Origin of the sequence: Sporosarcina sp. FSL W8-0480 (assembly GCF_037963765.1) — a bacterium.
In the GTDB taxonomy this organism is placed as follows: domain Bacteria; phylum Bacillota; class Bacilli; order Bacillales_A; family Planococcaceae; genus Sporosarcina.
Genome location: NZ_CP150166.1, coordinates 1326144 through 1339605, shown reverse-complemented (window position 1 = coordinate 1339605; position 13462 = coordinate 1326144). Strand labels below are relative to the sequence as shown.

Annotated in this window: 13 protein-coding genes and 1 other RNA gene; 2 read left to right on the top strand and 12 right to left on the bottom strand. The window is 43.5% G+C overall.

Annotated elements, in window-relative coordinates:
• Window positions 1-305: 305 nt before the first annotated feature.
• On the top strand, window positions 306-743 hold the full coding sequence (locus NSQ43_RS06990; RefSeq protein WP_339254230.1) for a VOC family protein: 438 nt from the start codon (window positions 306-308) through the stop codon (window positions 741-743).
• A 174-nt stretch (window positions 744-917) separates the two neighbouring features.
• Here NSQ43_RS06990 and NSQ43_RS06985 read toward each other — a convergent pair whose 3' ends face one another.
• Window positions 918-1928 (bottom strand): hypothetical protein, encoded by a 1011-nt coding sequence (locus NSQ43_RS06985; protein WP_339254228.1) that lies wholly within the window; start codon window positions 1926-1928, stop codon window positions 918-920.
• The gene (locus NSQ43_RS06980) at window positions 1912-2262 is read right to left on the bottom strand and encodes a PadR family transcriptional regulator (RefSeq protein WP_339254225.1); all 351 of its coding nucleotides are present in this window, start codon (window positions 2260-2262) and stop codon (window positions 1912-1914) included. The genes NSQ43_RS06985 and NSQ43_RS06980 overlap by 17 nt, the downstream gene beginning before the upstream one ends.
• Window positions 2263-2539: 277 nt before the next feature.
• Between NSQ43_RS06980 and NSQ43_RS06975 the strand changes: the two genes are divergently transcribed.
• A complete protein-coding gene (locus tag NSQ43_RS06975) occupies window positions 2540-3334 on the top strand; it encodes a polysaccharide deacetylase family protein (protein WP_339254223.1) in 795 nt (264 codons plus the stop codon).
• Between the two features lie 43 nt (window positions 3335-3377).
• Here NSQ43_RS06975 and NSQ43_RS06970 read toward each other — a convergent pair whose 3' ends face one another.
• From NSQ43_RS06970 to tpiA, 10 genes are all read right to left on the bottom strand, one after another.
• The gene (locus tag NSQ43_RS06970) at window positions 3378-3512 is read right to left on the bottom strand and encodes a hypothetical protein (protein WP_339254970.1); all 135 of its coding nucleotides are present in this window, start codon (window positions 3510-3512) and stop codon (window positions 3378-3380) included.
• 130 nt (window positions 3513-3642) lie between these two features.
• Complete coding sequence (locus NSQ43_RS06965; RefSeq protein WP_339254221.1) at window positions 3643-4182, bottom strand: hypothetical protein; 540 nt, start codon at window positions 4180-4182, stop codon at window positions 3643-3645.
• A 232-nt stretch (window positions 4183-4414) separates the two neighbouring features.
• Window positions 4415-4775, bottom strand: a transfer-messenger RNA (tmRNA) gene (gene ssrA / locus NSQ43_RS06960).
• A gap of 293 nt (window positions 4776-5068) precedes the next feature.
• On the bottom strand, window positions 5069-5536 hold the full coding sequence (gene smpB / locus NSQ43_RS06955; RefSeq protein WP_339254219.1) for an SsrA-binding protein SmpB: 468 nt from the start codon (window positions 5534-5536) through the stop codon (window positions 5069-5071).
• Window positions 5537-5597: 61 nt separating this feature from the next.
• Window positions 5598-7907, bottom strand: coding sequence for a ribonuclease R (gene rnr, locus NSQ43_RS06950; protein ID WP_339254827.1), 2310 nt, complete (start codon window positions 7905-7907; stop codon window positions 5598-5600).
• A gap of 87 nt (window positions 7908-7994) precedes the next feature.
• The gene (locus NSQ43_RS06945) at window positions 7995-8741 is read right to left on the bottom strand and encodes a carboxylesterase (protein ID WP_339254217.1); all 747 of its coding nucleotides are present in this window, start codon (window positions 8739-8741) and stop codon (window positions 7995-7997) included.
• Between the two features lie 297 nt (window positions 8742-9038).
• Window positions 9039-9266 (bottom strand): preprotein translocase subunit SecG, encoded by a 228-nt coding sequence (gene secG, locus NSQ43_RS06940; RefSeq protein WP_339254216.1) that lies wholly within the window; start codon window positions 9264-9266, stop codon window positions 9039-9041.
• Between the two features lie 311 nt (window positions 9267-9577).
• Window positions 9578-10873, bottom strand: a complete 1296-nt coding sequence (gene eno, locus NSQ43_RS06935; RefSeq protein WP_339254215.1) for a phosphopyruvate hydratase — start codon at window positions 10871-10873, stop codon at window positions 9578-9580.
• Between the two features lie 298 nt (window positions 10874-11171).
• Window positions 11172-12698, bottom strand: coding sequence for a 2,3-bisphosphoglycerate-independent phosphoglycerate mutase (gpmI, locus tag NSQ43_RS06930; RefSeq protein WP_339254214.1), 1527 nt, complete (start codon window positions 12696-12698; stop codon window positions 11172-11174).
• Window positions 12691-13452: a triose-phosphate isomerase gene (gene tpiA, locus NSQ43_RS06925; RefSeq protein ID WP_339254212.1), complete on the bottom strand. Its 762-nt coding sequence runs from the start codon at window positions 13450-13452 to the stop codon at window positions 12691-12693. The genes gpmI and tpiA overlap by 8 nt, the downstream gene beginning before the upstream one ends.
• Window positions 13453-13462 lie beyond the last annotated feature (10 nt).

Below are 13462 nucleotides of genomic sequence, written 5' to 3'. Positions count from 1 at the left end.
AATTGTCCTATCCCTAACGATCATCTTTATCGTTATTGGAAATCGTAGACAGAATTCATGAATAAACCTATAGAAAAGAAGCATGAATCTCCAAGATGGAAATTCATGCTTCTTTTCTATGTCTGTTTTGCTATTTTCCATAAGATCTTATAGAGACGATGGGAGTCGTGTATTTTCCCTTTATCATAGCATAATCGGTTTTGGAACTAGGATGTACCGTATTTTTGCATAATGAAAAGTGAACCCTGTATACTTGCTTTACAATTTAGAAGCCATCAATAACAGGAATATAGGAGGTATGAAAATTGAAGATCAAAAAAATAGATCATATGGGTGTAATCGTAAATGATATTTCTGCTGCTAAAGAGTTTTTTCTCGATTTTGGACTTGAAGTGAAAGGAGAATGGGAAATGGAAGGAGAGTTGATGGGATATGCAGTTGGGCTTAATGACGCCAAAGTAACATGTGTAGGATTGGGAACGCCAGACGGTGAGACATGGATAGAGCTTATCAAATTTATTACGCCGCCAGATGAAAAAGGTGTTCAGCAAACCTTTGCAAATACACTGGGTATCCGACATATTGCATTTACTGTTGAAGATATTGAAGCTATTGTTGCCAAATTGAAAAAGAAGGGTACGAAAATCTTCAGTGAGATACAGCAATATGAAGAAAGTTATAAATTATGCTATGTTCGTGGTCCAGAGGGAATTATTTTAGAATTGGCTGAGGAAATCAAATAAGGTATGGGAAATTAAGCGTTGGCTATTAGGTTTTGAAACAAGGTTTACGTAAAGATGTTTAGGAAGACTATAAAAAAGGGATATTATTATAGAACACAGCAACATTCTCATTTCCCCTTTTTGAGGACAGACCCTATTACAGGATCTGTCCTCCTTTTTTCATATACGTCTTCACTATTGTACCTTCGCTTTCCGATAACTATCGAAAACCTCAATAAAGTAGGTTACGATAACTGTCACGACAATCGTCCAAATCGCCCATTCAAAAAATGTATTTACTGCGGATAAATCGATTTCAAGTAAATTGGCCATGTAAGGGATCAAAGCCTCGTTAAGCAGAGCAGGGTTGCTAACAATAACGATGAATGCAACCAAGCTGATGACTTTCAGTGCAACATTGAGTATGACAAGCTTCATAGTCCATTGTCGTTCATTCCATTTGTAAAGCCACAAGCCAATCTCAATTACGGCAAGTGATAGAACGATAGGCCAATACGATATCCATACAGCATGATTAAAAGCAGGCATCACCATTCGTAACCCTTCGCCATCGATTGATCGATAAACGCCTGCGAGGTGATCTGCATTGAAATAAAACACAATCCAAATCACTGTCCAGGCAAATCCGAATATAATTTCGCTTCTTGGTATGGTCTTTTTGGAACTGACTCTAACTTGCTTCAATTGTTCTGGCGTCCACTCCGTTCCATGCGTTGTAATTGCAATGTTACTGTTGGCTAAGCCCACTCTTTCAATGAAAATGAAAACGATAGTTACCCAAAAGAACATCTGGATGAGTGCCTGTATGATACTTGCGATAATAATACCTATGCTCTTTACCGCAATAGAAAGTATGCTTTCTGATTCTGAAAAAAGGACAAAGGCTTCAATAACATGAACTAAAATCGTAATGAAAATAACCCATGGGATAATGATTTTTATCGTTCGAATATAAACATCGTATACTTTTGGACCAATCAAATGCATCGGAGTATCGCGATAGCTTGCGGCAAGCTTTGCCGGATCGCCAAGTTTCGAAAGAACTTCCATCTCTTCATCTTCACTAAAATTCTCCGGTAACATGTCCTCTATGGTGGATCTAAGTTCAAGGGCAATATCTTTCCGTGTCTTTTCCGGCAGTCTTCTCGTCACCTCATACACATAAGCTTCACTCAAATTCGTCATCAATCTCATCTCCTTCCACTAATGCTTTAAGCTCCAACGTCATCGTTTCCCATTCCTTTTTCAACTGCCCATAAATTTCATTACCATATTCACTGATTACATAATACTTACGGGGTCTGCTTTCAGTCGTATCCCAACTACTTGTTAAAAGCTCTTGTTTTTCCAAACGGCGAAGCAGCGGATATAACGTACTTTGCTCAATGGTGACACCTGCTTTTTCAAGACGTTGGACCAATGAATAGCCATATTGAGGTGTACGTAATTGACTTAAAACCGCAAGCGTTAACGTTCCTCTCCTTAACTCCGTTGTGAATGTATCCAATAATGGACCCAACAATATCACCTCATATTCTTATACTATGTATCGTACACTATTATGATTCATATAACAATGGAAAGGTTGTTAAGGTACCTGTGCAAGAAACATTCATGTTTATTCAAACAATTCGTATAAATATTCAAACACCACGTATCAATACGGGTTTTTAGTTGTATTTTTATACAATTGTAGTGAATTGATTGAATAGTGTGCTGCACAGGCACCTTAATAATGAATAAATATCCCGCTTTCGTTAAAAATAACACTGGGAATACAATAAGGAGATGAATGGATGAAAGAGTTACTATTCAAGTGGCTGTTGGTTACGGGGTTTTTATTGGGCTTTCATTTAACGGATATCATCACTGTACATGCGAATGGGGAGCCTGTGATACAAAATGACCAAGAAGAAGTTCGTCAGCAGCCCGTTGACCTAAGAGTTTTACAACAACGGTATCCAGATATATTTTTCTTACAAGGTCCAACTGATCAAAAACGGGTTGCTTTAACTTTTGATGATGGTCCTGACCCGCGTTTTTCAAATGGTGTATTAGATGTATTGAAACAGTATAATGTACCAGCAACCTTCTTCGTGTTAGGTTCAAAAGCCGTTGCAAATCCTGAAATAGTCAAGCGAATGCAAAACGAGGGACATGTTATCGGAAACCATACGTATTCCCATCCGAACCTTGTCAAAGAAGCTGACCTACAAACGTTAGAGCAAGAAGTGACTAAAACGGAAGATGCTCTTAACGGCATTATTGGGTACCGGACAAAATTATTTAGACCACCATATGGCTTCTTATACAATGAATTAGTCGAAAAGCTTGGCGACATGAACTATTACGTTATTGGCTGGTCGGTTGATTCGTTGGATTGGCAGGAAGAACCGCCGGAAGTTATTGCTTCAAATGTGTTAGACATTGTTCATCCGGGCGCAATTATTCTCATGCACGACGGGGCAGAAGAGAGTGGGGATCGAACCAATACAATCGCATCGCTTCACCTCATTATCCCGGCACTGATAGAGCAAGGGTATGAGTTTGTCACAGTTCCTGAATTGTTGAATATTCCCTTTAAGAAATAGAAAAACATAGGGAGATTTTAGTCTTCCTATGTTTTCATTCATATTATTTATCTTCTTGTTTTTCCTTTTTCTTTAAATACTCCGCACGTATTTTTTCCAGATGCTGTTTTTTATCAAATTTGGCCGGCTTATTTTTTTCATGATACTTCGTCACAGCCGATTTACCTTTACTATCCAATTGATATTTCCCCAAGTTATTCACCTACATTTCTTTTCTCGTCTATAATTATATCCTATTATTCAATAAATATAATGCGCATTTTTTAATGAAGTATGCCTTTTGCCTTTATTTTGTACTGAACTACCCTTTATTCACTGACTGTAACAGTAAAGTTCACAGGTTCACTTGTATAGTCACTCGTAGTAACATCACCAAAATTAAATTTCAGTTCTTTGACGGCTGATACATCAATCTTTTTATCTTCTGAAACAAAAAATACAATCACGCCATCTTTTTTAACACCACTTTGAATTTCTCCCCCAATAGAACCTTCCGTGTACATGAAGTTCGCATCAAGTTGCATGTCTCCAATAACAACAGTACCGCCCATATCCGGGTAGAAATTGAGTACGTCAGTCGTCGTATTCTCTATGTTCATTCCTACTGCGACTCGATCTTCGGAAATTTTAATTTCACCAAGATTGACTTTCAGTCCCACAGCTTCAGTTGTTTGAGCAGTAGCATCCACCAATTTCGAACCATCGTCCTCTTTCGGTGTCTCTTTTTTCTCCCCAATGTTTTTCGCTTCAACTGAATTACCTTCTCCGCCAGTCGAAACGCCGGATTCAGCGCAAGCCCCTAATAGTAATATAAATGTCGTGACAAATAAGATGTGAATTTTCTTCATTATATCTTCCCTCCTGAAATGTTCTTAGTTTTGTAGATAACCTATAATTAACACTTCATTGTTAATCTTCCATTGTCTTTCTATATCCCATCGGTTAAGAATTCAACCCTCGTCGAACCGAAATCGGGATTATGCAGGAATGAAAATAGGGATATTGAACAAGAGTTAAACTCCCGTTCAATATCCCTGACTTTATAAACCATTAATACGACTGCATTTGCACCATATCTTACTATGGAGACGGCGGGAGTCGAACCCGCGTCCAAAGGCTCTGCTACTTCAGCGTCTACGCGTGTAGATTGACTACTTGGATTCGCGCGCACGTTTGCCGTCAATCAAGGCTATCCGTGTGCGCTATCCTGATAATCTCTTGTAACGGCCTCAGGAGGCGACCGCTACCGTATCCCACTTAAGTTGAGCCTAACAATGCCACATGGGCGATGGAACTGTTAGGCAGATTCATCAGCTTACGCTGCGAATGCTAAGTTGTTGTTTGTTTTGCCAGTTATTATTAACTGTCGTTTCTGACGGAGACGATCCCTCCGACGCGCAGCTCAAGCCCAGACCACCCCTGTCGAATCCGTAACGTCCCCGTTATGAAAGGTTGTTACACCTTTAAAGGGATGTCAGGAATGCCTACTGAAAGGCTTCTGAACTATTTCACTACAGATAGTATACAACATTTTAACGTAAAAATCAATACTGCTGTTTTGCTACACAAGTTTTGAACTTATCGATTGAATAACGATTTATATCGGTCGAATAGCTGTTTTTATCTATCGAATACACGGATATATCTATCGAATACGAGGTTATATCACCATTTCATGACCTTCGCACTACCCGCAATGAATTCACTATTGGGCGTCAGACAATTATTTTCCAATCAATACTGCTGTTTCGCTTTGAACGCGCGTTCCATCTCTCGTTTTGCTTCTTTCTTCTTCAAATCATCACGTTTGTCGTACAGTTTTTTTCCTTTACCAACACCGATCAATACCTTTGCGAAGCCGTCTTTCAAGTACATTTTCAATGGAACGATTGTATAGCCTTCCTGCTTTACTTGCCCCAATAGTGTGGCAATCTGCTTTTTGTGAAGTAGTAATTTCCTTGAACGAAGTGGATCGTGATTGAATTGATTTCCCTGTTCGTACGGACTGATATGCATATTGGAAATCCAAGCTTCATTGTTACGGATCAGAACGAAAGCATCACGTAATTGCACTTTGCCATTACGGATCGACTTGATTTCAGTTCCTTGCAGGACGATTCCAGCTTCGATTGTCTCTTCAATCGCATAGTCGTGATTCGCTTTCTTATTGATCGCTAAAACTTTGCCTTGACCTTTTGCCATAACGGTTCCCCCTTAAAAACCAAAAATGCTACGGCATTCGCCTTAACGAATGCCGCCGCTATTATTTTCTCTTTCTTGGAGCTTGTTTCTTTTTCTTTTTCGCTACACCTTCGTAGAACTTCTTCTTCGAATTCGACGAACCGGATTTCTTCCCGGATTTCGATGACTTATCGGAATCTCCACGGCGCCCGCCACTTCCGCCACCGCCGCCACTTGAAGGCTTCTTCGCATGGATGACTTTCGGTGTTTCCTTCCGATTACGATGAAATGACTGCTTCATGCCCGCAATTTCGAAGTCAATCGCAGATTCCTCCGGCTTAACAGATACGACGCGAATCGTAACTTCATCGCCGATCCTGAACTGTTTTCCGGTATGTTCACCGATCATCATCATTTGACGGTCATCAAAGCGGTAGTAATCGTCGGTCATATAGCTGACGTGGACTAACCCTTCGACCGTGTTCTCAAGTTCCACAAACATACCGAAGTTCGTGACCGAGGAAATGACGCCGTCAAACTCCTCACCGATCTTATCAAGCATATACTGCGCCTTCTTCAACGCATCCGTATCACGTTCAGCATCGACTGCACGGCGTTCGCGTTCAGATGTATGCTCTGCGATTTCACCCATATTGGCATTCCAATGGGCAATCGTCTCGGACGAAAGATCTTTTTCGATCAAATACGTGCGGATCAATCTGTGGACGATCAAATCCGGGTATCGTCTGATCGGTGATGTGAAATGTGTATAGAAGTCTGTCGACAACCCGAAGTGTCCCAAGCTTTCTGGGAAATACTTCGCCTGTTGCATCGAACGAAGGAGCATCGTCGAAATGACGGTTTCCTCCGGCATTCCTTCAATGGACTCGACGATTTCTTGCAGCGCTCTTGGATGCACACTATTCCCGGTACCTTTCACTACGATTCCGAAGTTCGTCAGGAACTCGAAGAAGCGTTGCAGCTTTTCGGCTTTCGGATTTTCGTGGATACGGTATAGAAACGGCACTTGCAGCCAGTGGAAATGCTCTGCAACTGTCTCATTCGCCGCAAGCATGAATTCTTCGATCAGCCTCTCGGAAACAGTTCGCTCCCTTATGACGATATCTGTCGGCCACCCTTTTTCATCGACAATCACTTTCGATTCCTTGAAATCGAAGTCGATGGCCCCTCGATCAATCCTCTTCTGTCTTAAAATCGAGGCGAGTTCCGCCATATCATTCAGCATTGGAACGATATGAGCATACTTCTCCATCAGCTCTTCGTCTTTCTCTTCGATGATTTTATAGACATCCGTGTACGTCATCCGCTCTTTCGACTTGATGACACTTTCAAAGATTTGATGGTCAACCGTTTTTCCGTTCCGGTCGATTTTCATCGAACAGGAAAGCGTCAACCGATCCACATGCGGGTTCAATGAACAGATTCCGTTCGACAACTTATGCGGAAGCATCGGAATAACTCTATCCGTCAAATAGACGCTCGTTGCACGCTCAAACGCTTCATCGTCAAGCGCCGTATTCTCTCTCACGTAATGGCTGACGTCCGCGATATGGACAGACAATGTGAATGTGCCGTCTTCATTCTTCGTTAGTGAAATGGCATCATCCAAGTCCTTCGCATCCGCTCCGTCTATGGTGATGACAAGCTCTTCACGTAAGTCCGTACGTTTGAATAAATCCTGTTCCTTTACTTCGTCAGGTGTTCGATTCGCCTCATCCATCACCTCTTGAGGAAACTCCACTTCAATGCCGTGCTTATGGATGATTGATAAAATATCAACGCCCGGATCGTTTTTATGCCCAAGAATTTGTACGACCATTCCAGTCGCTGATTTCAAATCGCTCGGCCAATCCGTAATTTCGACAACTACCTTATGCCCATCTACTGCATCAAGTGAGTTGCCTTTAGCGATGAAAATGTCCATCGGTAGCTTTTTATCGTCCGGAATGACAAATCCGAACCCGCGATTATCCTGGTACGTACCGACGACCTTCGTCGTTTTCCGCTCGGCAATCCGGATGATCGTACCTTCCCGGCGGCCGCCGAAGTCATCACCTTTCGAAACACGGACTAACACGATATCGCCATTCATCGCCCCGTTCACTTCAGGCGGCGGGATGAAAATATCATCCATCCCTTCCGTTTCCGGTGTGACGAACCCGAACCCTTTCGCATGCCCGATGAATTTACCACGTACAAGGTTCATCCGTTCCGGAACTCCGTAGCGGTTCGTACGTGATCGGATGATTTCACCTTTCTGCTCAAGGTGTACAAGCATCTTTACAAGCTCTTTGAATTCCGCCGCCCCTTCAATCCCTAAAGACTCCTGGATTTCTTGAACAGTTAGCGGCTTATACGATTCCTCCCTCATAAAGGAGATCAACCTATTTTTTAATTCTTCATCTATAAAGTCCAATTACATCCCTCCATTCTTCACTATCGTCAACTTCTTCCATTTTCACACGTTCCACTCAAGTGATTCAAGAAATTGATATATATCCTCATGCAGCTGCTCTTTTTCCGGTCCCAACGTAATGACATGCGTCGACTCATCATAGAATTTGATTTGTTTATCCGAAGACGCTGAGTTACTGAATATGACGTTGGCGGAATTCGCGTCGATCACTTCGTCATTCGTTGATTGGACGACGAAAAGAGGTGCATGGATGGAAGGAAGCTCTTCCCTGATGGAATCGACAAGTGTGGATAATTCGCTTAATGAAGGCATTGTTTGCCCACGCAAAGCGTCCACTTCTTCTTCGATTTCCTCCTTGGATTTTCCTTCATATCGTTTGTATTCTGAAGCATATTTTAACACGCCTTCATACATTTTATCCGTTGTTTTCATCGACATCGGGGCACACATCGTTACAATACCCTTAATTGGCATTTTAACCCCTAATTTCAATGAAAATACTCCACCAAGCGATAATCCGCAAACTGCGATTTCTTCGTATCCAGCGTCGATTAATTGCTGGTAGCCAGCTTCGACGTCTTCCCACCATTCGTCAGGACCTGTTTTAATTAATTCCTCAGGCGGGACGCCGTGCCCACGGTAATGCGGTGCGAGTGATGTATAGCCTTTCTTTTCAAGGAAGCGTCCTAACATGCGGACGTCTGCCGATGTGCCTGTGAAGCCGTGTAATAATAATACCGCTCGTTTTCCATGTTCAAAAAAGAACGGTTTCGGTTGTGCAATTCTCATATCGTTCATCCTTTCAACTCATAAAACTAAAAAATATGTAATTGGTGATTATTGTTGCTTGTAGTGGGAGGCGGCGACTCCTGCGGGAATAGCATGAGCCTTGAGACCCCGCAGGGCGCGCGCCTTTTGCGACCGAGGAGGCTCAAGCCATGCCCGCGGAAAGCGTCCGCCTGGAACGGAAAGCAACAGTTTTAATTAAGTTCAATATGTATACTATCATTCCCATTCAATAAGGAAAAAAACGCCCGACCATACGGGTGGCCAGGCGTTTGTTTATATACAATATTGAATTTCCAATCAGAATTTTACGATGGCAAGTGCCAAAATGAAGAATAAAATTGAAAGGATAATTGTCACTCTTTGTAGTACTAAGTCCAATCCACGTGCTTTTTGTTTACCAAAAAGTTGTTCAGCACCACCGGAGATGGCTCCAGATAGACCTGCACTTTTTCCGGATTGCAATAATACGACAACGATTAACGCCAATGATACGATTACTAGTAATGTCATTAACAAAGCATGCACTTTGTTCCACCTCCTGCGTCGAACATAACAATACTTATATTCTATCAAATACTTTAAATTCTTACAACAAGTTTTGAATCGACATTGTTGATTTCCGCTTCGGGCGGACGCTTTCCAATCGAACAACGAAGAGTTCGATTTGCCGTATTTCTGCGGTTTTTGCAGAAAATAAGGCAGCCGTTTTGCCATTCCTGCTCGCAACGCTGCGCGTTCGCAGGAGTCGCCGCCCTACGCTTCAATCAACGACATATCATGTATCAATCAAGTTATATAAAAATATAAAGCCGGCGAATGCCGGCTGTTTTCATGCTTTATTTTTTCAGGTTATAGAATGTTTTAGCTCCAAGATAAACAGATGTTTCGTCCAATTGGTCTTCGATGCGAAGCAATTGGTTGTATTTAGCGACACGGTCTGTACGTGATGGTGCGCCTGTTTTGATTTGGCCAGCGTTTGTAGCTACTGCGATGTCAGCGATTGTTGTGTCTTCCGATTCACCTGAACGGTGAGAGATGACTGCTGTGTAGCCTGCGCGTTTAGCCATTTCGATCGCGTCGAATGTTTCTGTCAATGTACCGATTTGGTTCACTTTGATAAGGATTGAGTTGCCGACGCCTTCTTCGATACCGCGTTCCAATTTCTCAGTATTCGTAACGAATAGGTCGTCACCGACTAATTGAACTTTTTTGCCAAGGCGTTCTGTCAATAACTTATGGCCCGCCCAGTCGTTTTCGTCAAGACCGTCTTCGATTGAAACGATCGGGTATTTATTGCAAAGCTCTTCGTACCAGTCAACCATTTGCTCGGAAGTTTTTGTGATGCCTTCGCCAGCCAAGAAATATGTGTTTTTCTCTTTGTCGTAGAACTCGGAAGATGCAACGTCCATTGCAAGCAAGATTTCTTCGCCTGCTTTGTAGCCAGCGTTTTCAATTGCTTCCATGATTGTTGAAAGTGCTTCTTCGTTAGACGCCAAGTTCGGAGCGAATCCGCCTTCGTCGCCAACAGCCGTGTTTAGTCCTTTTGATTTTAGAACGTCTTTTAGGCTGTGGAAGATTTCAGTTCCCATGCGAAGTCCGTGGCGGAATGATTCTGCGCCGACTGGCATGATCATGAATTCTTGGATGTCGACGTTGTTGTCAGCGTGCTCGCCGCCGTTTAGGATGTTCATCATTGGTACTGGCAATTGTTTCGCGTTTACGCCGCCAAGGTATTGGTATAGTGGAAGGTCCAAGTAATCCGCTGCAGCGTGTGCTACTGCCATTGAAACGCCAAGGATTGCGTTGGCACCAAGTTTTCCTTTGTTTTTTGTTCCGTCTAATTCGATTAAAGCTTTGTCGATGACGACTTGGTCTAAGACGGAGTAGTTGTCGACGATTTCGTCGGCGATTACTTCGTTTACGTGGTCGATTGCGCGTAGAACGCCTTTTCCAAGGTAGCGGGATACGTCGCCGTCACGTAGTTCGACTGCTTCGTATTCGCCTGTGGAGGCGCCTGAAGGGACGATTGCACGGCCGAATGCGCCGCTTTCTGTGAATACTTCGACTTCGACTGTCGGGTTTCCGCGTGAATCAAGTACTTCTCTTGCTTGGATGTGGGTAATGATAGGCATTACAATCTCTCCCTTTTATTAGAATTATTAAAGCAGTTGATTTCCGCTACAGGCGGACGCTTTCCAGGGGGCGGGCGGTGAGCCAATCGAACCACGAAGAGTTCGATTTGCCGTATTTCTGCGCCTTTTGCAGAAATTAAGGCATCCCATCCCAGGTGCTCGTAACGCTGCGCTTTTACTCGCAAAAGCCGTTCTTCGTAACGGCTTTCGTTGCGGGGTCTCACCTGTCCCGCTAATCCCCTCGGAGTCGCCGCCTTCCGCTCCAATCAACGGAACTCACTTATATAAATAATATTAATTAAAACAATGGTGTACCTGACATTTCTTTTGGTTGTTCGATATTTAATAGTTTTAGCATTGTTGGGGCGAGGTCGGCTAAGATGCCGCCTTCTCGTAATTGTATGTCATCTTTTGTGATGATGACAGGGACAGGGTTTGTTGTGTGTGCGGTCATTGGTTTTCCTTCGAGTGTTAGTACTTCGTCGGAGTTTCCGTGATCCGCGGTGACGATGGCTGTGCCGCCCTTTAACATGAGTGCGTCGATGATTCGGCCTAAGCATACGTCGACTGTTTCGATTGCTTTTATCGTTGGTTCAAGCATTCCGCTATGGCCGACCATGTCGGGATTTGCGAAGTTGAGGATGATGGCATCTTGTCGCTCTTCATCGATTTCCTTCAGCAATGCCTCGGTTACTTCTACAGCGCTCATTTCAGGTTTCAAGTCATAGGTTGCTACTTTCGGGCTTGCGATTAAAATCCTTGTTTCGCCTTCAAACTCTTCTTCCCTGCCGCCACTCATGAAAAACGTCACATGTGGATACTTTTCAGTTTCGGCGATTCGAAGCTGGCGTAGCCCGTTCCTTGAAATGACTTCACCGATTGTGTTCTCTAAGTTTTGATTGCCGAAGACGATATCGGCTTGTACATCTTCACTGTAATGAGTGAATGTCACGAATTTCAAGTTTTCGAATGTTTCAGGTCCTGTATGGAATCCATCAAATTTCGGGTCCGTAAATGCGCGGGATAATTGGATTGCGCGATCGGGTCTGAAATTGAAGAAGACGACTGCATCCTTGTCTTTTACCGTAGCGATCGGTTCGCCGTCCTTCTTGATGATGAACGGCTTGACAAATTCATCATACACTTCTTCCTCATAGGATGAAAGGATACCAGCAGTGGCAGTTGCAAAGGCGTCCCCTTGCCCGTCTACCATTGCGCGGTATGATAGTTCCACGCGGTCCCATCTCTTATCCCGATCCATCGCGTAATAACGGCCGGAAACGGTTGCGATCTTACCGATTCCGAGGCCCTCCATCACTTTTTCGGTCTGTTCGACGTAACCTGCGGCGGTCCTTTGACCGACATCCCTTCCATCAAGGAATGCATGAACATAGACCTTTTCGATTCCGTTCAACTTTGCGAGTCGAAGGAGTGCGAAAAGATGTTCATAATGACTATGTACCCCGCCGTCAGATAGTAGGCCCATCAGATGAAGGGACGAGCCTTGCTTTTTCACTTGCTCCACTGCTTCAAGAAGAGCCGGGTTCGTCATGAAATCCCCATCTTTGATGGATTTATTAATACGCGTCAAACTTTGATAAACGATCCGGCCGGCTCCGATATTCAAGTGACCTACTTCCGAATTTCCCATCTGCCCATCCGGAAGGCCGACAGCTTCTCCACATGCGGTTAACGTCGAATGCGGATAGTTGTTCCATAGGATATCGAAATTCGGTGTACTTGCTTGTGCAACCGCATTGCCGAATTTCTCATCCCTTAATCCAAATCCATCAAGGATGATCAATGCGACTGGTGCTTTATTCATTAGCTGCTACCTCAACCAATTTCAGGAATGAATCTGCGACAAGGCTTGCCCCGCCGACAAGTGCTCCGTCAATATGATCCATTGACAGGAGTTCCGCAATGTTTTCAGGCTTCACACTACCACCGTATTGGATGCGGATTGCAGCTGCTGTATTTTCATCATACAGTCTGCTGATTTCTTCGCGAATTTCTTTACATACTTCATTCGCATCTTCAGCAGTTGCCGTCTTTCCAGTGCCAATCGCCCAAATCGGTTCGTAAGCAATGACAGCTTCCTTCGCCTGATCTGCACTTATGCCCGTGAACGCTTTTTCCACTTGGGATGAAACACGTTCAACCGTTTTGCCTTCTTCACGTTCTTCAAGACTTTCACCGACACAGACTATCGGCGTCAATTGATGTGCAAATGCTGCATGCACTTTTTTGTTGACGGATTCATCGGTTTCATTGAAATATTGACGGCGCTCGGAATGTCCAAGGATGACATATTCAACATTCATATCTTCTAACATGCTTGGGCTCACTTCACCCGTGAATGCACCTTCTTCGACGTCGTGCATCGTTTGGGCACCGATTGATAGTGTCGTGCCCTTGGATTCACTCACAAGCTCCGACAAATAAGGCGAGGGTGGACAAATGACCATTTCGACGTTGTCAGTGTTTGGTAAACGCCCTTTCACTTCCGCAATGAAAGCTTTTGCTTCGCCCATTTTTTTATACATCTTCCAGTTTCCTGCAATGATTCGTTTACGCAACTCAAATCCC

What these genes read in the sequence shown, in the direction of transcription:
- NSQ43_RS06985 (WP_339254228.1), bottom strand. Translation starts at nt 1,928, where the DNA reads ATGACGAATTTGAGTGAAGCTTATGTGTATGAGGTGACGAGAAGACTG.
- NSQ43_RS06975 (WP_339254223.1), top strand. Translation starts at nt 2,540, where the DNA reads ATGAAAGAGTTACTATTCAAGTGGCTGTTGGTTACGGGGTTTTTATTG.
- NSQ43_RS06965 (WP_339254221.1), bottom strand. Translation starts at nt 4,182, where the DNA reads ATGAAGAAAATTCACATCTTATTTGTCACGACATTTATATTACTATTA.
- smpB (WP_339254219.1), bottom strand. Translation starts at nt 5,536, where the DNA reads ATGGCAAAAGGTCAAGGCAAAGTTTTAGCGATCAATAAGAAAGCGAAT.
- rnr (WP_339254827.1), bottom strand. Translation starts at nt 7,907, where the DNA reads ATGAGGGAGGAATCGTATAAGCCGCTAACTGTTCAAGAAATCCAGGAG.
- NSQ43_RS06945 (WP_339254217.1), bottom strand. Translation starts at nt 8,741, where the DNA reads ATGAGAATTGCACAACCGAAACCGTTCTTTTTTGAACATGGAAAACGA.
- eno (WP_339254215.1), bottom strand. Translation starts at nt 10,873, where the DNA reads ATGCCTATCATTACCCACATCCAAGCAAGAGAAGTACTTGATTCACGC.
- gpmI (WP_339254214.1), bottom strand. Translation starts at nt 12,698, where the DNA reads ATGAATAAAGCACCAGTCGCATTGATCATCCTTGATGGATTTGGATTA.